18 protein-coding genes are annotated in these 19575 nt (G+C 59.0%); 6 read left to right on the forward strand and 12 right to left on the reverse strand.

Annotated features, from left to right (window positions below):
* The first annotated feature begins 127 nt into the window (after window positions 1–127).
* On the forward strand, window positions 128–1357 hold the full coding sequence (locus CRD20_RS07540) for an adenosine deaminase (RefSeq protein WP_016422148.1): 1230 nt from the start codon (window positions 128–130) through the stop codon (window positions 1355–1357).
* Between the two features lie 29 nt (window positions 1358–1386).
* Here CRD20_RS07540 and CRD20_RS07545 read toward each other — a convergent pair whose 3' ends face one another.
* The 3 genes from CRD20_RS07545 to CRD20_RS07555 form a co-directional block, all read right to left on the reverse strand.
* Entirely contained in the window at window positions 1387–2628 is a 1242-nt protein-coding gene (locus CRD20_RS07545) for a hypothetical protein (protein ID WP_016422149.1), read from the reverse strand.
* 132 nt (window positions 2629–2760) lie between these two features.
* A complete protein-coding gene (locus tag CRD20_RS07550; protein ID WP_246819609.1) occupies window positions 2761–3675 on the reverse strand; it encodes a C40 family peptidase in 915 nt (304 codons plus the stop codon).
* A gap of 128 nt (window positions 3676–3803) precedes the next feature.
* Window positions 3804–4124: a hypothetical protein gene (locus CRD20_RS07555; protein WP_069359429.1), complete on the reverse strand. Its 321-nt coding sequence runs from the start codon at window positions 4122–4124 to the stop codon at window positions 3804–3806.
* A gap of 345 nt (window positions 4125–4469) precedes the next feature.
* Between CRD20_RS07555 and upp the strand changes: the two genes are divergently transcribed.
* Window positions 4470–5105, forward strand: a complete 636-nt coding sequence (gene upp, locus CRD20_RS07560) for a uracil phosphoribosyltransferase (RefSeq protein ID WP_049171962.1) — start codon at window positions 4470–4472, stop codon at window positions 5103–5105.
* A gap of 9 nt (window positions 5106–5114) precedes the next feature.
* On the opposite strand, the gene CRD20_RS07565 is transcribed toward upp, so the two are convergent.
* Entirely contained in the window at window positions 5115–5798 is a 684-nt protein-coding gene (locus CRD20_RS07565; protein WP_141698028.1) for a hypothetical protein, read from the reverse strand.
* A 196-nt stretch (window positions 5799–5994) separates the two neighbouring features.
* On the opposite strand from CRD20_RS07565, the gene CRD20_RS07570 reads away from it, so the two are divergent.
* Both CRD20_RS07570 and CRD20_RS07575 read left to right on the forward strand, forming a co-directional pair.
* Window positions 5995–7221, forward strand: a complete 1227-nt coding sequence (locus CRD20_RS07570; RefSeq protein ID WP_069359431.1) for a M20 family metallopeptidase — start codon at window positions 5995–5997, stop codon at window positions 7219–7221.
* 75 nt (window positions 7222–7296) lie between these two features.
* Window positions 7297–8706 (forward strand): NAD(P)H-quinone dehydrogenase, encoded by a 1410-nt coding sequence (locus tag CRD20_RS07575; RefSeq protein ID WP_016422155.1) that lies wholly within the window; start codon window positions 7297–7299, stop codon window positions 8704–8706.
* A 98-nt stretch (window positions 8707–8804) separates the two neighbouring features.
* On the opposite strand, the gene CRD20_RS07580 is transcribed toward CRD20_RS07575, so the two are convergent.
* The 5 genes from CRD20_RS07580 to pgi form a co-directional block, all read right to left on the reverse strand.
* Window positions 8805–9083 (reverse strand): mycoredoxin, encoded by a 279-nt coding sequence (locus CRD20_RS07580; RefSeq protein WP_016422156.1) that lies wholly within the window; start codon window positions 9081–9083, stop codon window positions 8805–8807.
* Between the two features lie 100 nt (window positions 9084–9183).
* Window positions 9184–9714 carry a dihydrofolate reductase gene (locus CRD20_RS07585; RefSeq protein WP_070642910.1) on the reverse strand — a complete coding sequence of 177 codons (531 nt, stop codon included), beginning with the start codon at window positions 9712–9714 and terminating at the stop codon, window positions 9184–9186.
* A gap of 23 nt (window positions 9715–9737) precedes the next feature.
* Window positions 9738–10574, reverse strand: coding sequence for a thymidylate synthase (locus CRD20_RS07590; RefSeq protein ID WP_187405176.1), 837 nt, complete (start codon window positions 10572–10574; stop codon window positions 9738–9740).
* 16 nt (window positions 10575–10590) lie between these two features.
* Window positions 10591–11346 (reverse strand): 3'(2'),5'-bisphosphate nucleotidase CysQ, encoded by a 756-nt coding sequence (locus CRD20_RS07595; RefSeq protein WP_187405177.1) that lies wholly within the window; start codon window positions 11344–11346, stop codon window positions 10591–10593.
* Window positions 11347–11570: 224 nt separating this feature from the next.
* The gene (gene pgi / locus CRD20_RS07600; RefSeq protein WP_187405178.1) at window positions 11571–13208 is read right to left on the reverse strand and encodes a glucose-6-phosphate isomerase; all 1638 of its coding nucleotides are present in this window, start codon (window positions 13206–13208) and stop codon (window positions 11571–11573) included.
* Window positions 13209–13406: 198 nt separating this feature from the next.
* Between pgi and CRD20_RS07605 the strand changes: the two genes are divergently transcribed.
* Window positions 13407–14888 carry an NAD-dependent succinate-semialdehyde dehydrogenase gene (locus tag CRD20_RS07605; protein ID WP_187405179.1) on the forward strand — a complete coding sequence of 494 codons (1482 nt, stop codon included), beginning with the start codon at window positions 13407–13409 and terminating at the stop codon, window positions 14886–14888.
* Window positions 14889–14910: 22 nt separating this feature from the next.
* Here CRD20_RS07605 and CRD20_RS07610 read toward each other — a convergent pair whose 3' ends face one another.
* Complete coding sequence (locus CRD20_RS07610) at window positions 14911–15285, reverse strand: chorismate mutase (RefSeq protein WP_038627823.1); 375 nt, start codon at window positions 15283–15285, stop codon at window positions 14911–14913.
* Between the two features lie 65 nt (window positions 15286–15350).
* Here CRD20_RS07610 and CRD20_RS07615 point away from each other — a divergent pair, with 65 nt between their 5' ends.
* Window positions 15351–18050, forward strand: coding sequence for a UvrD-helicase domain-containing protein (locus tag CRD20_RS07615; RefSeq protein WP_187405180.1), 2700 nt, complete (start codon window positions 15351–15353; stop codon window positions 18048–18050).
* Window positions 18051–18116: 66 nt separating this feature from the next.
* Here CRD20_RS07615 and CRD20_RS07620 read toward each other — a convergent pair whose 3' ends face one another.
* On the reverse strand, window positions 18117–18608 hold the full coding sequence (locus CRD20_RS07620; protein ID WP_038627827.1) for a hotdog fold domain-containing protein: 492 nt from the start codon (window positions 18606–18608) through the stop codon (window positions 18117–18119).
* A gap of 151 nt (window positions 18609–18759) precedes the next feature.
* Window positions 18760–19467: a M23 family metallopeptidase gene (locus tag CRD20_RS07625; RefSeq protein ID WP_187405181.1), complete on the reverse strand. Its 708-nt coding sequence runs from the start codon at window positions 19465–19467 to the stop codon at window positions 18760–18762.
* Window positions 19468–19575: the final 108 nt, after the last annotated feature.

Consider the following 19575-nt stretch of genomic DNA (forward strand, 5'->3'; position numbering starts at 1 on the left):
GAAATGACGTATTCGTCGTGTGTGGATGGGGGAAAACGGGGGAGCGGAAGCCTTTGTACAAAGCAGAATTACGATTCACCGGCAGTGAAGTAGAAGCGGAGGGCACAGTACCGATAGTCTGGCCATTATGACTAATTCTTTGCACAGTGATGCTCAGTCTCTGGACACACAGTCTTCGGCATCGAATCTCGATGAGATGCGCAAGGTTGTCGCCAGCCTGCCCAAGGTACTGCTTCACGATCACCTCGATGGCGGCCTGCGCCCGCAGACCGTTATCGACCTGGCCGCGGACTGCGGTTACACCGATCAGTTGCCCACCACCGACGTGGATGAACTGGAGAAGTGGTTCATTGACACCGGCAACTCTGGCTCGTTGCCGAGCTACCTGACCGCCTTCGCGCACACCTGCGCCGTCATGCAGACCGCTGAGTCGCTGACGCGCGTTGCGCGTGAGGCCGTCGAGGATCTGGCCGCCGACAACGTCGTCTACGCTGAGCTGCGCCTGGCTCCGGAAAACCATTTGGAAAAGGGCCTGGATATGCAGGCTGTCATCGACGCACTGGTCGAAGGCCTGGCGCAGGGTGAAGCCCATGCCGCCGCTGAGGGAAAGCACATCACCGCACGTCTGCTGGTCTGTGCGATGCGCCAGAATGACAATTCCAAGGAAGTCGCACAGCTGGTCATCGACAACTACGGGAAGAACTCCGACGGGTACGTTGTCGGTTTTGACATCGCTGGACCGGAAAACGGCTTCCCACCGGCTAACCATGCCGAAGCATTCACCATGCTGCGGGAAAACCTCATTCCGGTCACCATTCACGCAGGTGAAGACGCCGGTGTCGATTCGTTGCAGGATGCTGTCGTGCAAGGTGCTCGCCGCCTGGGTCACGGCGTACGCATCTACGAGGACTTCGGTGCTTCCCTCGAGGGCATCGAATGCCAGGAGGTTGCCTCCGCTATTCGTGACCGCCAGATTCCGCTGGAAATCTGCCCGACCTCCAACGTTCAGACTGGTGTTTGTGACAGCGTTGCGGATCACCCGTTCTCGCTTCTCGACGATATGAGTTTCGCCTGCACGGTCAACACGGATAACCGTCTGATTGGCGCGACTTCCATGACCCGGGAGTGCATGGAGTTGGTGGAGAACTTCGGTTACGGCTACAGCGAGCTGTTCGAACTGACCTCGAATGCGCTAAACAATGCATTCGTGGATCTGCCGACCCGCGAGCACATCATGGACACCATTATTTACCCCGCTTACCTGCAGCTTATCGACAACAGCGACGAGGACATCGAAACTGATGTCAACGGTGCGGGTTTCGGTGCCGAAGATGAGCTGAACCTGACGCTGGACTAGCCAGCGCCGGCCAGCTTTGCTGGGAGGAGCTAGATCTTGGTCGTGAACCGAGCGGCCAAGTCCTTCTCCAGCTGCCTCCAGCCCTCGGCCTCATCGTCGTAAGGCGGAACTGGCTCGGACATTTCTCCGGTGTCCAGCAGGAAGTTCAGCAGCCACTGCAGCTGCTGGTTGCCCGCCAGTACTTCGTTCACGGCATCATCTCCAGCCCAGTCAGCGGCGTCTGCGAGTAGCTCGTACGCGCGGGCGAGCTGGGCGGTGTCCACGGCGTTCGGGCCCTTTTCAATGTCCTCGGCCAGGCCGGTAAACGAGTACTCATTGTCCTCGTGCACCACGGCCTCCAGTTCACCTGCGTTGGCCGCGGTGATGATTTCATCCCACGTCGTCAGCGCCGACATGTCGTGATGCTTGTGCTCCAGCAGCCAACGCACCATCGTGCGGGGCTGTGAGAACGTGTGAATCTCACCGGCGCTGCCCAGGAATAGCGGGCGACGCCCCATGTAACAACGCAAGGTGTAGAGCGTGCGGCCAGCGATGGAGATCTTGATCGGGTCGATGCCAGCGTTGGCCCACACCGTCTGATCGTACGGATCGCCGGCGGTCTCCTCTGCGGACTTCTTTTCCTCTTCGCGCTTCTTCTCCGCTGCTTCACGACGCTCACGCTCCGCGGCCTCCGCTTCCTTTAATGCGGCTGCAGCAGCGGTTTCAGACTCTTCATCGATGCTCGGAGTATTTGCGCCGATGGCGTCGATAGCGTCAATGCAATTGTCCCAGTTGGTCAAGATGACATTGCCGATAGCCGACCACTGAGCGGCGCCACTGCCCTGGAAGTGATCAGCACCATTTTGTGTGGCAGCCAGGACAGAGTGAGAGGCGAACATCTGGTTGATCGGAGTGAGATCCGCGATTGCACCAATCGAGCGAGTGATGGCAAGAATGCGATCTGCGCGCGAAACATGGTCGTAGTCGGCCCGGCCGGCCAGAATCTCTGGCAGCCCAATCAGGTCATAGCGGTGGCGTGGCGCCGCGATGGCAGCTCCCGGTAGCTGCTGGTTGAAGTTTCGCCAGCTGGGGTGCTGCGTGAAGTCGTGAGGAGCATCCGACTGAAGGAAAGCCAGGAGCTTTGCCGCCGATGAGAACAAATAGATGTCATCGCCGCGGCCGAGCAGAGCCTGCCACTCGGAGCCACCTTCACGCCAGCTTGGAGCCCACAACGTGTAAAAGGTGCCCGAGGTCAGCTCGAGTTCGATAGGAACGATGCCTTTCCTGGCCATAGTTTTCGTCGCAGCCCTTCTGCTTGTTGGTGATTATTAAAATTCAAAAATTGTCATACCTGCAGCGCCCCCACGGGTGGCAAGTTTGCGTATTCCTATCTTAGAAGTTTTGCGACGCAGATACCCACCGCACTATCCGGTCGGGCGGTAGAACCCCTTAAACGGCATGCCAATGTTGGTTGTACGCACGGGGTTTACCTGCACCGGATCGCCCGCTTCGACCATCTTTCCGTCACCGATAACCATGGCGACATGGCCGTCCCACACTGCAAGATCGCCAGGCAGCAGTTCATCCTGGCTCACCTGTCTGCCGACGGCCTGTGCTTCTGCCGTGCGGGGAATATCAACACCAGCTTGCCCGTAGGCCCAGTGCGTCAAGCCTGAGCAATCGAGCGCCTGCCCCGGAGTATTTCCGCCCCAACCATAGGGCGTTCCGACGGCACTGAGTGCAGCCTTCACCGCAGCTTGGGCCTCTGGTGTGGGCGCGCCAGCTCCAGCATCCGCAGGTACCGGCGCGCTGCCCGAATCGGACGACGCCTCCGAACCATCTGCAGCGTCGGTAGCGCTAGCCGATCCTGGGGTGTTCGTAGACGTAGAAGCGAGGGCGGCTTGAGTGGTACCTGGGGCCTCCAACTGTGCCGGGTGAGGTGGGGTAGGGGTGTCCACCGCTGTACTTGCTTGCTGTATCAGCGACTGCACCAGAGGTCGTAGTTCTTGCTCGAGTTTCATGAGCCGTGCAATTGCCTGTGAAATCGCGGAACTGGCCGCTGAGGCTAGGCTGGCACCGGTCGCGGCGAGACCAGCGGGCCCCGCAGCAGTCGCAGTCAACGAGCCCATGGCAGAACTGACAAAATCCATGGCGATTCGGGCCAAATCAGTGGCCGCTGACATTACTGCGGCCAGGCCCTTGGCAATGTCACTGTCAATGGTTCCGGCGCGAGTTTCCAAGTCGGCTGCCGCATTTGCAGCCCGTTTGAGGCTTGTTCCCGCGGCCCCTGCTCCGGAACCAGCACCATCGCCCCAGTTGCGGTCAACGGAATCTGCCACTGAGCGCCAGGCAGTACTCGCGGCGGGGATTGCGGCCCCAGCAAGTCCTGCCAGTGCGGGTGCGATGGCAGGACTTAACTGTTGTGCAATCGCGCTGGGGACCTCCGTAAGTAGATTGGTGGGAAGCATCACGCATCACCAATCCCGCGAGCTGCAACGGTTCCCATTTTCGGCGAGATCGACTGCAGCGCATGAGCACCGGCATCTTCAGCAGTGGACACCGCAGAGACAAGAGCGTTCAGTGCACGAGCAGCGCTGGTGCCGTACTCATTCAGCTCAGCCACATGCTCATGTTGGCGCTGTAGAGCAGTGGCTGCAGCGTGACAGAAGGGGCCAGCAAACGGGACGTCGCCAAGCGAGAGCAGTGCGCTGATGCCCAAGTCAGCGCCGCTGACCTGCTGCGACAACGCGTCAAGGCGCGTGGCATCGGCAGAAATAAGCTCTGGCACCAGCGTAAAGACTGAGTCATTCCCGCTAGTGGTCGGAGAGAGAAAAGATTGGCTGTGGGAACTGTGTGGTGATGGACGGGACAATGTTGACGGCCTCTCTAGGGAATTCGCGTGTGGTTCAACACTCAGTGCTGTGGCTGAACGGCTAGCGGGGTTCGGACGGCGGCTGAGCGGCAAGTGGTTTGGTAGTAAGCGGGCTTACGCAAATGGGGCGCAGTAAAAAGCCCTCGTATTGTTAGGCGCGAAAAAGGCCGATTCGGTTCCATCTTTTTTGGGAACGCGTTTTCAGAAACTTGCGATGCCGGCACCAGAGCAGCAAAAGCAAAGCAATGTATTTTGGAAGGCATGGAGATTACCGTTGTCAACCATCCCTTGGCACAGTCACGTTTGACCATTCTGCGCGACGCGCGCACTGATAACGCGGGCTTCCGTGCGGCACTCGCCGATCTGGGCGCAATGCTGATTTACGAGGCAAGCCGGGAGCTGCCCGTCGATAACTTCGATGTTCAGACCCCAATCACTACCGCGCCGGGTTACCGTCTGCAGGATCCGCCGATTATTGTTCCCGTCATTCGTGCGGGGCTTGGCATGATCGATCCGTCGCTGTCGATGATTCCGGATGCGCAGGTGGGCTTTATTGGCTTGGCTCGTAATGAGGAAACTCATGAGCCGGTGCCGTACCTCGAGGCGCTGCCGGAGGATCTGTCCGGTCGCACTGTCTTCCTGGTCGACCCGATGCTGGCAACCGGCGGTTCACTGCTGCATGCCCTGAAGCTGTTGGCGGATCGCGGAGCGGACAACATCACGGCCGTGTGCATCATTTCTGCACAGCAGGGTGTCGACGCCTTGAAGGAATCCGGTTTCCCGGTGCGTCTTGTCACCACTGTGGTGGACCCGGATCTTAACGAGGATGCCTACATTGTGCCGGGGTTGGGAGATGCGGGCGACCGTCTCTACGGTCCCCGCAACATTGATCTTTAAATTGATCTCTTAGGCAGTTCCCCAGGCTTCTGCGGCGTACTTCTTGACGACCTCGTTGTCCTTGGTCACAAGAACTCCGTCGGGGGACATCTGGTACTTGTACGAGCCGTTTTGTGCAACAACGCGGTCGCCCTCATCGACGATGATGTCCATCGATCCGGAACCCTGTGGTGTATCCGAGCGGTAGTACTTCTCGCCGGAGCGCGTCTCACAAGCAGCAGCCTTAATTCCCTGTTCAGCGGCGATAACAGCAAAGGCGCGGTCACCGTTGTCGCAGCGTGCGGAGCTGCCCACGAAGCCCAGGCCGTCTAAGTCGGAGCGGCCAGTGCCGAAGTCCTGTCCCTCCGGAGCTGTTGTCGGCTCTGAGCTCGTCGTCGTGGATGGCGAAGACGTGGTGCTCGGCGTCGACGACGAGGACGATGTCGAAGTGCTCGGCGTGCTTGACGACGTCTCGGAGGACTTCGACGTAGTTGTCGTCGTGGTGGTCGTCTTGCTCGTAGAAGTCGAACTCGTCGAGGACGGCGGTGTCGAACTGGGCGACGTCGGCTGCGAGGAGGAGGGGACCTCCGGACGCTGGGGCTCATCACTATTGTTCAGCGACAGGCCGATGGCGATGCCGATGACGACCACGAGTGCGGTGGCCACGATGATGATGGGGATGCTGAGAGACTTAGGTGTGCCATTGCCGGACATGCCTATTATCATCGCAGACTTCCTCAAAATGTGAAACATCTGATAATTGAAGAGGTCAAAGTTAAAGAAGTGACTCCTGGTCATGCGTACGTCTGGCGCCGACATTCAAGCGCTTGCCGGCCACTGCTGTCGCTGGCGCAGTCGTCGGTAGGCCTCTTGTTACGGCCTGTCGGTGGAGCGCTTACACTGGAGAGTTGTGATTGAGGAGTTTATTAAGCACTGGTGGGCCGAGCACGCGAACGAGATTCTCGAGTGGCGGCGGCATCTTCATGCGCACCCAGAGCTATCTCACATGGAGCACGCCACCACGGCTTTTGTGGAGGAGAAGCTGCGTGCTGCGGGGCTGAAACCAGTGCCGTTTCCCAACACCGGCCTGATGGTCGACATCGGTGAAGATGAACTCGCCGGTAGCGAAGCCGGAGGTGAACTCCCGGGGCGTCTCGCTTTCCGCGGTGATATAGACGCGCTTCCAATTACAGAAACCACGGGGCTGGAGTTTGCCAGCACCAACGATGGCGTCATGCACGCCTGCGGGCATGATTTTCACACCACGATTACGCTCGCGACGGCTCTGGCTATGGCTGAGTACCACGAGAAGCACACATTGCCGACGCCGCTGCGTTTCATTTTCCAACCTGCTGAGGAAGTCATGGTTGGCGGTGCACCCGAGGTTATCGCTGCCGGTGCGCTTAATGGCGTTGAGCGTATTTTTGCCGTCCACTGTGAGCCGAAGCTGCGCGTCGGTCACGTCGGCGTTCGAACAGGTGCCATCACCTCTGCGGCCGACACGCTGGAGATTCAGGTGCATGGCCCGGGCGGGCATACCTCCCGTCCGCAGATGACAGCCGATGTTGTCTATGCACTGGGCAAATTGATTGTCGATTTGCCCGGCTTGCTCTCGCGACGCGTCGACCCGCGCACCGGCACCGTGCTCACGTTCGGTTCCGTGCACTCCGGGTATGCGCACAACGCGATTCCGTCGGAAGGCAGCGTCAGCGGCACCCTGCGCACCGCGGACATCAAGACCTGGCGCGACATCGATCCACTGGTCCGCGAACTCATTGAACAAGTCCTCGCTCCGACCGGCGCCGAGTGCACCATCAATTACGAGCGTGGCGTGCCGCCTGTGCTTAACGACGAATATTGCACCGCCCTGATTGCGGAAGCAGTGCGACGAGTGGACGAGAATGCTGTCATTCAGGCCCCACAGTCGTCCGGTGGCGAGGATTTCGGTTGGTATCTCGAGCACGTCCCGGGTGCGATGGCCCGTTTGGGCTGCTGGTCCGGTCGCGGAGACAAGCACGATTTGCACCGAGATGACCTAATCGTGGACGAGCGTTGCCTGGGCGTTGGTGTGAAACTCTTCGCTGGCATTGTTGCTCGCTACGAGGACGGCGCGCAGTCAACCATGACTGTCCGTTAGACTATGGGGGCAAAGCGGGGAAAATGCCTCCCGCGGTAATTACATTGTGATATCCACGGCAAATTTGGAGGATTTGTGGCACAGAGGATCGTAATCATTGGCGGCGGCCCAGCCGGCTACGAAGCAGCGCTGGTTGGCGCCAAGTACGGTGCTGAAGTCACTGTGGTTGAGGATGCCGGGATGGGCGGTTCTTCCGTCCTGTGGGATTGCGTTCCCTCTAAGGCCTTCATCGCGGCGACGGGCGTTCGTACCGATATGCGCCGTGCGGACGAGATGGGTCTGCGTCCGGACTTTTCCCAGCGCAAAATCGACTTCACTGCGGTCAACGAGCGCGTTAAGCGCCTGGCACAGCAGCAGTCCGACGATGTTCGCGCGCAGATGGAGCGTGAGGGCATCAAGATGCTGCAGGGCCGTGGTCGTCTCGATGACCACGACCCGGGCCGTGTAACTCACTACGTCACCGTCGACTTGCTCGAGGGCGGCGAGGTCACTCTTGAAGCCGACCTGGTGCTGGTCAGCACCGGTGCGTCCCCGCGCATTCTGCCGGGTGCGATTCCTGATGGTGACCGTATTCTGACCTGGCGTCAGGTCTACGAACTGGAGGAGCTGCCGGAGCACCTCATTGTGGTCGGTTCCGGTGTGACTGGCGCTGAGTTCGTATCCTCGTTCACCGAGCTGGGCGTGAAGGTCACCATGGTCGCGTCGCGTGATCGCATCCTGCCGCACGAGGATGCCGACGCTGCAGATGCCCTAGAGGAAGTCCTACTGGAGCGCGGTGTGGACGTTGTTAAGAACGCCCGCTGTGATCTTGTCGAACGCACGGAGGACGGCGGCGTTCGCGTCGTCACTTCCGACGGCCGTGAGGTCTTCGGTTCCCACGCGTTGATGACCGTCGGTTCGATTCCGAACACCGCGGATATGGGGCTGGAAGCCAGCGGCGTAAAACTGACTCCGTCTGGCCATATTCACGTTGACCGTGTTTCCCGTACCAACGTGCCGGGTATCTACGCTGCCGGTGACTGCACTGACTTGTTCCCGCTGGCTTCCGTTGCAGCTATGCAGGGCCGTATTGCGATGTACCACGCCCTCGGTGAAGGCGTATCTCCGATTCGCCTGCGCACTGTTTCATCGGCAGTGTTCACCCGCCCGGAGATTGCGACTGTCGGTGTTTCCCAGGCTCAGATTGAGTCCGGTGAGGTCTCCGCTCGCGTTGAGGTTTTCCCACTGGCAGGTAACCCGCGTGCGAAGATGCGCTCGCTGCGCCACGGTTTTGTCAAGCTGTTCTGCCGTAAGAACTCCGGCATGATTATCGGTGGTGTGGTGGTCGCTCCCACCGCCTCGGAGCTGATTCTGCCAATTGCGGTATGTGTTTCCAACCAGCTCACCGTCGATGACCTGGCAAGCTCCTTCTCTGTCTACCCGTCACTGTCTGGCTCGATTACTGAGGCTGCTCGTCAGCTGATGGCACACGACGATCTGGACTAATGCTGGTATCGCGACTGGCAGCATGACCGGTCGTATTCATACATAAAAAGCCGAACCCCGGAAGTGGGGCTCGGCTTTTTAATTACTTAGCTTTTTAATTACTTGCTGGAGAGTTCAGCGTACTTAGCGGTGACTTCCTCAACCGACGGATTCGTGGCGTGCACGCCATCGGAGTACAGCACGGTCGGAACAACGCGGTTGCCATCATTGACGGACTCAACCCACTTCGAAAGGTCGTCGTGCTTTTCGACATCCCAGGCCTCAAACGGAGTGCCGTTTTCCTTCAGGCCAGCAATAAGGTTCTGGCAGAAAGGACACCAGGCTGCAGCGTAAATGGTCACGTGTTCGGTGGTCTGTGGAGTCTTCACATCAGTCATACTTAGGTCAACGCGCGGACCAAGGCCGATATTCCATTGCGCAATACGTTCGCCGGGCAGTAGTCCCGCCTCAGAGCCTTGCGAGACAGGCTTCCAAGCGCTAATCCTCTAGACGCCGCCACGTGCAGAAGCGGTAGCGTAGGCCGGTCGTTGACGTCTGCCACGGGCCATCCTCGACGCGAACCCAGTCGTAGAGGTCGGGAGCCATGACCGGTACTGGGACGTTGACATCAGTATCAATGTCGGTGACCACGCATTCGTCGGCAAGCGAAAGTGCATCGCGATAGACACGCCCACCTCCAAGAATCCAAGCCGCGGGCGCGTCGGCGACGGCTGCGAGCGCGGCTTCGAGGCTGGTTGCGGACTCGGCGCCGGGGAAATCGGACACGGAGCGTGAAAGGACGATGTTTCGACGACCGGGGAGTGGTCGGAACTTGGGATTCAGCGAGTCCCATGTGCGACGCCCCATGATGACCGGTGCGCCCATCGTTGTTGTTTTGAAATGCTGAAGATCTTCAGGCAGATGCCAGGGCATAGTCGCACCGTCGCCGATAATGCCGGCTCGAGACTGCGCCCAAATCATCCCTACAAATGGGGGCCTTGCGCTGGTGGAAGCGGTGGACTCGTTCATGTCGACACTCACCTTTCGCTGACTTAGACAGCCACCTGACCGCGAATCAGAGGATGCGGGTCGTAGCCGATGACCTCAATGTCCTCGTAAGTGTAGTCGAAAATGCTGTCGGCCTTCTGAAGCTTCAGCGTGGGGTAGGGGCGTGGCTCACGGGAGACCTGCAGTTCGCACTGTTCAATGTGGTTGTCGTAGATGTGGCAATCGCCACCGGTCCAGATGAACTCACCAACATCCAAGCCCGCCTGCTGCGCCATCATGTGCGTCAACAGTGCATAGGAAGCGATGTTAAACGGCACGCCTAGGAACATGTCCGCGCTGCGCTGGTAGAGCTGGCAGCTGAGCTTGCCATCTGCGACGTAGAACTGGAACAGCAGATGGCACGGCGGCAGCGCCATATTGGAAATCTCGGAAACATTCCAGGCGCTGACGATGTTGCGGCGGCTATCCGGGTTGGACTTCAGTGTCTCCAGCGCCTGTGCAATCTGGTCGATGTGGTGCCCATCTGGAGTGGGCCAGGAGCGCCACTGCACGCCATAGACCGGGCCGAGGTCGCCGTTGTCGTCTGCCCACTCATCCCAAATAGTCACCCCATGATCCTGGAGCCACCGGACGTTCGAATCGCCGCGGAGGAACCACAACAGCTCGTACACGATGGACTTCAGGTGCACCTTCTTAGTGGTGATCAGTGGGAAGCCCTCGCTCAGATCAAAGCGCAGCTGGCGGCCGAACACTGAGCGAGTGCCCGTGCCAGTGCGGTCTGATTTAGCTGCTCCGTCAGCGAGAATTTCGCGCAGCAAATCCTCGTACGGAGTCTTAATGCCCTGATGAGCCTGTGTCGTGATGTCAGTGGAGTCGGTCATAGCCGCCCTAGCTTACCTACTTCTGCTCTTGATTCTTGAATTCCTTCACCAGTGCCAGAATCTCCTCCGACAGGTCCGGTCGGCAGAACAGCATATCCGGCAGGAAAGTATCGACATTATTGTAGGTCGGCGCGGAGCCGTCTAGGCGGCTGACGAAAAGCCCTGCGGACTTAGCGACACCAACCGGCGCTGCCGAGTCCCACTCGTACTGACCACCGTCGTGGATGTAGGCGTCGTAGTCACCGAGCAGCACGTGCATTGCCTTCGCGCCAGCGGAGCCCATCTCTACCAGCTCCATGCCCAGCTTGTCAGCGACGTACTTCGCCACAGCCGGTGGGCGAGTACGCGATACGACAATCTTGCCCGCACGCGGCCCCTGCACAGCCTTGGCCTCACCCGTGTGGAAAACCTGGCCGTGATCCGGTAGACCAACAGCAGCGTGGGTCGGCTGACCGTCCTCTACCAGAGCGACATGAACTGCCCAGTCCTGGCGCCCCGAAGCGAACTCACGCGTGCCATCGAGTGGGTCAATAATCCACACCCGCTTTGAGTCCAGGCGCTCACGGTTATCCGCGGCTTCCTCCGACAGCAGCCCGTCGTCCGGACGGTGCTGCTCCAGTACGCGGGCAATCCACTCCTGTGCCAGTGCGTCGCCGGCTTCTCCCAGAATGCGGCCGCGCAGCAGGCCTACGTTGCGGACACCCTTGAGAATTTCACTGGCGCCCACGGCAAGTCGATAGGCAAGAACATCATCTTCAATGTAGGCAGACATGACTTAGATACTATTCACTTTTTCCCAACCCCGCTTTACGACGGGATGCCGCGCCCCATCTTCACGGCAACCGAGTGGCCCCATGGGCTTAACGCCTGACTTTGGGCAGGCGTTAAGTGAGCTGCGCTATCTCCAGATGCCGACTACACATCCTGACTACACTCGGCGGCATGAAGACCTTGCTGAATATCATTTAGCTAGTTAGGCCAGCTATCTAAGGGCTGTTAGCGCTTGTCGCGGTACCACGCCAGCAGCGCATCGGTCGAAGCATCGCCAGAATCAGGTGCTACTTCACCGGTAACAGCAGGCAGCAGGTCGCCGGCTTGCTGCTTGCCCAGCTCCACGCCCCACTGGTCGAAGGAGTTTAGACCCCAGACAATGCCCTCGACGAAAGTGATGTGCTCGTAGAGTGCAATCAGCGCACCGACAGCGTCCGGGGTGAGTTCCTCAGCCATGATGGTCGTGGTCGGACGGTTGCCCGGCATGACCTTGTGTTCCACGAGTTCCTCGGCAATGCCCTCCGCACGGATCTCTTCCGCGGTCTTACCGAAGGCCAGCACCTTGGTCTGCGCAAAGAAGTTACTCATCAGCAGATCGTGCATAGAACCATCGCCGGATGCTGTCGGCAAATCCTGACGCGGGCGTGCGAAGCCGATGAAGTCAGCCGGAACCAGGCGAGTGCCCTGATGGAGGAGCTGGAAGAAAGCGTGCTGGCCGTTCGTTCCCGGTTCACCCCAGAAGATTTCTCCGGTGTTGTAGTCCACCCTCTTGCCGTCGGTACGCACAGACTTACCGTTCGATTCCATGGTGAGCTGCTGAAGGTACGCCGGGAAGCGAGAGAGATCCTCGGAGTAGGGCAGCACGGCATGCGACTGAGCGTCGAGGAAGTTCGAGTACCAAACATTCAGCATGCCCATCAGTACCGGCACGTTCTGCTCCAGCGGAGCGTTGAGGAAGTGCTCATCCATTGCGCGGAAGCCCTGCAGGAAGCGCATGAAGTCCATCGGGCCAACGACGGCCATGATGGACAGGCCGATGGCGGAGTCGACCGAGTAGCGGCCGCCGACCCAGTCCCAGAAGCCAAACATGTTCTCAGTGTCGATGCCGAATTCGGCGACCTTTTCGGCATTCGTGGAAACGGCAACAAAGTGCTTGGCGACGGCTTCTTCGCTACCCAGCTGCTGGATAAGCCAGCGGCGAGCTGCATGAGCGTTAGAGAGCGTCTCCTGCGTGGTGAAGGTCTTAGAAGCGACGATAAACAGCGTGGACTCCGGATCGACCTCATCCAGAACCGCCTGTAGATCAGATGGGTCAACGTTAGAGACAAAGCGAGCATCAATGCCGGCAGTGGCGTAGGTGCGCAGCGCCTTGGTCACCATTGCCGGGCCCAAGTCGGAGCCACCGATGCCGATGTTGACCACAGTCTTAATAGTGTGACCCGTGTAGCCCAGCCAGTCTCCACTGCGGAGGCTGCGAGCGAAATCGCGCATGCGGCCGAGCACCTCATGCACGTCGGCAGCGACATCCTGGTCGCCGACGGTCAGATTTTCCTCTGCTGGCAAGCGCAGCGCTGTGTGCAGCACGGAGCGGTTTTCAGTGGTGTTGATCTTGTCACCGCGGAACATCTTCTCGCGTGCTTCTTCGATGCCAGCGGCACGAGCGAGCTCAACCAGCTCGGCAAAACCGTCGAGGCACATCAAGTTCTTGGAAAGGTCAACGTGGAGAGTGCCCGCATCGAAAGTCAGCTTCTCAGTGCGGCCATCTTCATTGGCGAAAAGCTCACGCAGCGAGGTGGCGCGAACATTGTCCACGCGCTTAGCCAGCTGAGCCCACTGTTCGGTTGCGGTGATATCTACAGTCATTCCTGCTCCCAGTGATTTTTGACGAAAAGCACTTTATACATCCCCAGACTAGTTGCGTTTTGGCACTCTCGCCGGGCGGCAGGATGTGAGCAGGCGTGACCACAGTTTGCTAGAAACTCGATTCCGCTGTGCTATGCGTCAACTATTCGGGATCTACGCCCCTAGCCTGCTTCAGCAAAGGCACCTACCCTGGAAAATATGACTGATTTCACGCCTGATTATGAAAGCATCCTCAATGACGTCCCCACCGGTCTGCTTATTGGCGGCGAGTTCCGCTCTGCGTCGAATGGTGAGACCTTCGACGTAATTAACCCCGCTACAGATAAGCCGCTGGTTAAGGTCGCTTCCGCCACCGAGGAAGACGCCAAGCAGGCGCTTGACGACGCCGTCGCAGCCCAGCAGGAGTGGAGGGCAACCCCGCCCCGCAAGCGCAGCGAGATTCTTTACCGTGCATTTGAACTCATCCGTCGGGATGCAGACAAGTTGGCCCAGCTGCAGTCCCTGGAAATGGGCCGTGCGTTGCCGGATTCCAAGGCCGAGGTCGGCTACGGTAGCGAGTTTTTCCGTTGGTTCGCAGAGGAGGCCGTGCGTATCTCTGGCGACTACCGAATTTCTCCGAGCGGAACCTCGCGCGTCGCGGTGATTAAGCAGCCGGTCGGCCCGGTTTTGGCTATTACACCGTGGAATTTCCCACTGGCTATGGGTACTCGCAAGATCGCCCCGGCACTCGCCGCCGGCTGCCCGGTCATTATTAAGCCCGCGTCCAAAACTCCTCTGACCATGCTCTACCTGGGCAAACTGCTTATCGAGGCCGGCGTCCCCGCAGGCGTGATCTCCGTGCTGCCAACAGGACACTCAGCCAACGTTTCGGCCCTCCTTTCCGATGACCGCCTGCGCAAGTTCACCTTCACCGGTTCCACCGAAGTTGGCCAGATGCTCGCTGCGAAGGCCGCGGAAACCTCGATGAAGGTCTCCCTTGAACTCGGTGGAAATGCACCGTTTGTCATTCTCTCTGATGGTGATGTCGATAAGGCTGTGCAGGCAGTCAGTGACGCCAAGCTCCGCAATGGCGGCCAGGTGTGTATCGCCCCGAATCGCTTTATTGTTCATGAATCCAAGAAAGATGCGTTTGTCGAGGGCGTCGTCAAGCGTTTTGCGGAGCTGAAGTTGGGCGAGGGCACCGACCCTGCGACGGACCTTGGGCCGCTCGCGCTGCGCGATCAACAGGAAAAGGTTCGTGATCTGGTTGACGATGCGGTCAAGCGCGGTGCGAAGGTCGAGTGCGGCGGCAAGATTCCAAATCTCGGCGGCGCGCTTTCCGACGGCTACTTTTTCGAGCCCACAGTTCTGACCGATGTGCCCGAGGATGCGGATATTGTCCGCGAAGAGATTTTCGGTCCGGTGGTTGCGGTGACGACCTTCACGGACGATGACCGGGCGATTGAGCAGGCAAATGACACCATCTTTGGTTTGGCTGCATATGTGTTCAGTGAGAATCTGACCAAGGCGCTCGGTGCGGCAGAGGCAGTGGAGTCCGGCATGGTTGCGGTCAATAAGGGCTCGCTGTCGGACCCGTCGGCGCCGTTCGGTGGTGTCAAGCAGTCCGGCCTTGGACGTGAGGGCGGCTTCACCGGTATCGATGAGTTCCTAGAGGAAAAGCTGATTTCCCTGGAAGGCTAGCCGGACAGGTAGCTGGCGCGGGTTAGCCCAGGCGACCGCGTCCCATGCGCAGCAGAGCCGATGCGATCGCTGGGCCCTCTGGGCCAAGGGCGTCACGGAACTCGTTGATGATCTGCACCTCTCGGCCGTGCACGAGACGCGTGCCGCCAGATCCCAGGCGGGTTTTGCCGACGGCCTTACTGATTGCGGTGCGACGTTGAATGGCATCGATAATCAGCCCGTCAAGGCGGTTGATTTCCTTGCGGTACTGTTCGATCTCCGCGGAGCTCAACGGGTCATCGGTGCCGGTGGGGGTGCGGACTTCAAAAGGGGATACTGCCGCAGCCTGCTGGCTGTGTTCAGCGCCGTTGGTGTTGTCGGTGTGTGCGGCGGGAGTGTCCGCAGGGTTTTCGCTCATAGTTCTTATTGTGCCAAAGGATTCGAACAGTCCAATCCGGGGGCTCGGCTACTGTAGTAGCCATCATGGGAAATGAAACTGGAATGTTGTTCGGGTCCTTCAATGCTGACGATGGCCGTAGTGGTGATAGCCATGGTGGTTCGAACCACGGTGAGTCGGGCGGTGCTACGCCTGGCCGTGGTGGGTTCGGCCACTTCGCCGGCGCTGGTAACAATAGCGCGCAGAGTGGCGCTGCCAGCTTTGGCGGCGGTTTTGGCGGTAGTTTCGAGCCCAGTTTTGATTCAGAGTCGCTGTTAGAGGGGCTTAATCCGCAGCAGCGCCAAGCAGTGGAGCACATTGGCTCACCACTGTTGATTGTGGCTGGAGCGGGTTCGGGAAAGACGTCTGTGCTGACGCGCCGGATTGCATACCTGATTGGTGCGCGTGGGGTCCTGCCAAGTCAAATTTTGGCTATTACTTTTACCAATAAGGCCGCAGCCGAGATGCGCGAGCGTGTGGCTGGTCTGGTTGGTGACCAGGCGCAGCGTATGTGGGTGTCCACGTTCCACTCCATGTGTGTGCGCATCCTGCGCATGCAGCATGCGCTAGTACCGGGGCTTAATTCCAATTTCTCTATTTATGATTCGGACGACTCCCGACGTTTGCTGTCCATGATTGCTAAAGACATGGACCTGGATGCCAAGAAGTTCACCGGCCGCGTGCTCTCGTCGCGTATCTCCAATCTCAAGAATGAGTTGATTGACCCGGAGAAGGCCATCGCGGATGCCTCGACGACGCGCAATCCTTTTGATGACGTCGTTGCACGAGTTTACCTGGAGTACCAGACCAGGCTGCGGGCGGCTAATGCCGTGGACTTTGACGATCTAATCGGTGAGGTCGTTCGGATCTTCACAAATCACCCGCAGGTTGCAGAGTATTACCGTCGCCGCTTCCGGCATGTGTTGGTGGATGAGTACCAGGACACCAACCATGCGCAGTATGTTTTGGTCTCGACGCTCGTCGGCAAGCCCGGTGGAGATGTGCCTCCGAGTGAGCTGTGTGTGGTGGGCGATTCGGACCAGTCCATTTATGCCTTCCGTGGTGCGACTATTCGCAATATTGAGGAGTTTGAAAAGGACTATCCCGAGGCCACGTCGATTCTGCTGGAGCAAAACTATCGCTCGACGCAGACGATTCTGTCGGCGGCCAATGCGTTGATTGCGCGCAATGAGAATCGCCGGGAGAAGAAGCTGTGGACCAATCTCGGTGAGGGCGGCAAGATCAAGGGCTACGTAGCGGACAATGAGCACGATGAAGCTCGGTTTATCGCTAACGAGATTGAGCAATTGGTCGACTACGGGCCGTACTCGTATTCGGATGTGGCGATTTTCTACCGCACCAATAATTCCTCCCGTGCGCTAGAGGATGTCTTCATTCGTATGGGCGTGCCGTACACGGTGGTTGGTGGCACCAGGTTTTATGAGCGTAAGGAAGTGCGCGATATCGTCGCTTACCTGCGCGTTATTGAGAACTTCGACGATGATGTTTCGCTGCGTCGCATTATCAATACGCCGCGCCGCGGAATCGGTGACCGTGCGGTGGCGCATGTGTCGCTCTATGCCGAGGACGAGAGATGCTCGTTCGGCACGGCGCTACGTGCCGTAGCGGAGGGCAAGGTTCCGGCGGTGGCGGCGCGGAGTCGAAACGCGATGGCGGCGTTCGTCGAGATGATTGATGGCTTGGCGGCGGATATGGCATCCGGTGAACTGGCCGATATCGGTGATCTGGTCAACGCGATTATTGATCGCAGTGGGTACAAGTCGGAGCTCGAGCGCTCCAATGATCCGCAAGATGCCACGCGCCTGGACAACCTCAATGAGCTCGTCAGCGTTGCGCGGGAGTTCTCTGCAGAGGCGCGGATGATGTCGTCGGTGGATATTAGCGCTGATGTAAATGAAGGCTCTGGCGCTGCAGCTGATGCTAAAAGCGGTGCTGATACTAGTGGCGAGTCCGAGGTGGAATCTGGAATCGCGAATGACCTCGCGCGTGATTTCACGGCCGACTTCGACAACGATGGGGAAGCGGAGCCGGGAAGTCTGCAGGCATTCCTCGAGCGAGTTTCTCTGGTCGCGGATGCGGACCAGATTCCGGATGATGACACCGGTGTAGTGACGTTGATGACGCTACATACGGCCAAGGGCCTGGAGTTTCCGGTGGTATTTCTCATTGGTTGGGAAGACGGACTGTTCCCGCACCTGCGCGCCCTGGGCGATCCGAAGGAGCTGGCCGAAGAGCGACGTCTGGCCTATGTGGGTATTACCCGAGCTCGCAAGCAGCTGTATCTCACGCGCGCTGTGACTCGGTCCTCGTGGGGTTCGCCGCAGAATAATCCGCCCTCACGTTTTCTGGGGGAAGTCCCAAGCGACCTGATTGATTGGCTGCGCGAGGCTCCGGCTCGAAGCTGGGGTTCCGGTTCTGGTGGTTTCGGCTCTGGTGGCTACGGCGCAGGCAGCGCGTTTGGTCGTGGCCACGGTGCCTCGTCGGGCTTCGGCTCCAGCTCGGGCTTCGGCTCTGGTGGATCCGCCAACTCTGGTGCGTCATCCCGAAAGAAGAATCAGGTCTTGCACCTAGAGCCCGGTGACAAGGTCGTTCACGACAAGTACGGCTTAGGCACTGTGCTTGAAGTCCAAGGGGTCGCGCCCCGGGCAACTGCGATGATTGACTTTGGATCCGCAGGTAAGGTCCGAATGATGCTTATCGGCGGTGTGCCAATGGAAAAGCTGTAAAAATCCATCACCGCCCAACTGGCCGTCCCTACCTGCGGCCGTGCACGTGCCACTATCGCGTGGAGGCTACTTAGGCTTCTTCGCCGTCACCCAGCAGTTGATGGTGGCATCTTGCACTTCGGTGCCGTTGGCATCGGTCAGCACGATGTGGACGGGAAAATCTACCCCGCCAGTCTCCGGTGTGATGGTGGAGAAGTCCGGCAACTCAGCCTTGGCCACAGCCGTCAGGCCACCAACGGAGATGCGCTTGTAGTTCGTCGTCATGCCCTTTGGAACCCAGCGATGCGTTGTCGGTACGCTGGCCTCACAGAGCATGCCCATCGCGAATTCAGCGAGGTTACACGCAGCAATCGCATGCACGGACTTAATGTGATTACGCACGCCCCACCAAGCGGGCATGCGCGCTACCGCCAGTCCAGGCTGCATCGTCTCTAGCTTGGGGCAGATTGTGCGGAAATATGGCGCCGTCAATGCGGCGGTTAAGGAAAATAGACGCTTGCCGACGACCGGAGTCGCAGCCAACTTCTTCCACATGCGAAATGTTTGAGTCTCTGCCATGTGTCAAGAGTAAAGCCCCAGTACCGGCGGCGATGCCGATTTCTGAAAAATTAATCAGACGAGGCTTGCAGCCGCGGTCAAACAGGGGCCGGTGCACAAGTAGGGCCTTCGCAGAGCGGCCAGGCCTGCTCGTACCTGTGCCGATACCTGATTAGTTCAGGTTCAGACCACGCTGGATGAACCAGGTCACCGGATCGACCGGGGTGGTGCCATCCGGGTGGATCTCGAAATGGAGGTGAGTACCGGTGGAGAAGCCGCGGTTGCCCATACCGGCAATGACCTGACCAGCTCGGACAACTTCGCCGACAGCAACGTAGATGGACTCGATGTGGCCGTAGACGGAAACAGAGCCATCGTCATGGCGAACGCGAATCCACTGGCCGTAGCCCTGAGCCGGACCTGCATCGATAACAGTGCCGTCCATGACGGACATGATTGGGGTGTTGGTGACGTTAGCCAGGTCAACACCGTAGTGGAAAGTGCCCCATCGTGGACCGAACGGTGAGGTCAGCAGCCCCACGGTCGGAATAGAGAGCTTCGGAGCGCGGGCAGCCTGATCGCGGGCAACGCGCTCCTGGTTGTACTGCAGGGCGGTAGCGAGGTGATCGCTGAGGTTAGTGCTCGGGCTGAAGGAGCTGGAGGCCAGCACCATTGGAGCATTGTTCTTCGGCTGAGCAGCGCGGGTCTGAGTAGAGGCTGAGTTCTCTGGAGCCTTATTCTCGGTCTCTGTTGCGTGGGCGACCGCGTTGGAAGAAGCGATTGTCGATGCGGACAGTGCGACCAGTGCTGCGCGAGAAGTTGCGGAAACCTCTACCTTGCGGTGCTTTCCGCCTCCGCGACGAGCATTGAAAAACGTCACTTCAATCTCCCTGCCAACGAAACTCTTTGTAACCCAACTGTTATCTAACCCCTGTGATAATAACGGTTCGATATAGGGCAAGCAACTTCTTTTTAGAGAACTTGTTCA

The sequence above is a fragment of the Corynebacterium sp. LK33 genome, from assembly GCF_014334955.1.
GTDB lineage: Bacteria > Actinomycetota > Actinomycetes > Mycobacteriales > Mycobacteriaceae > Corynebacterium > Corynebacterium jeikeium_D.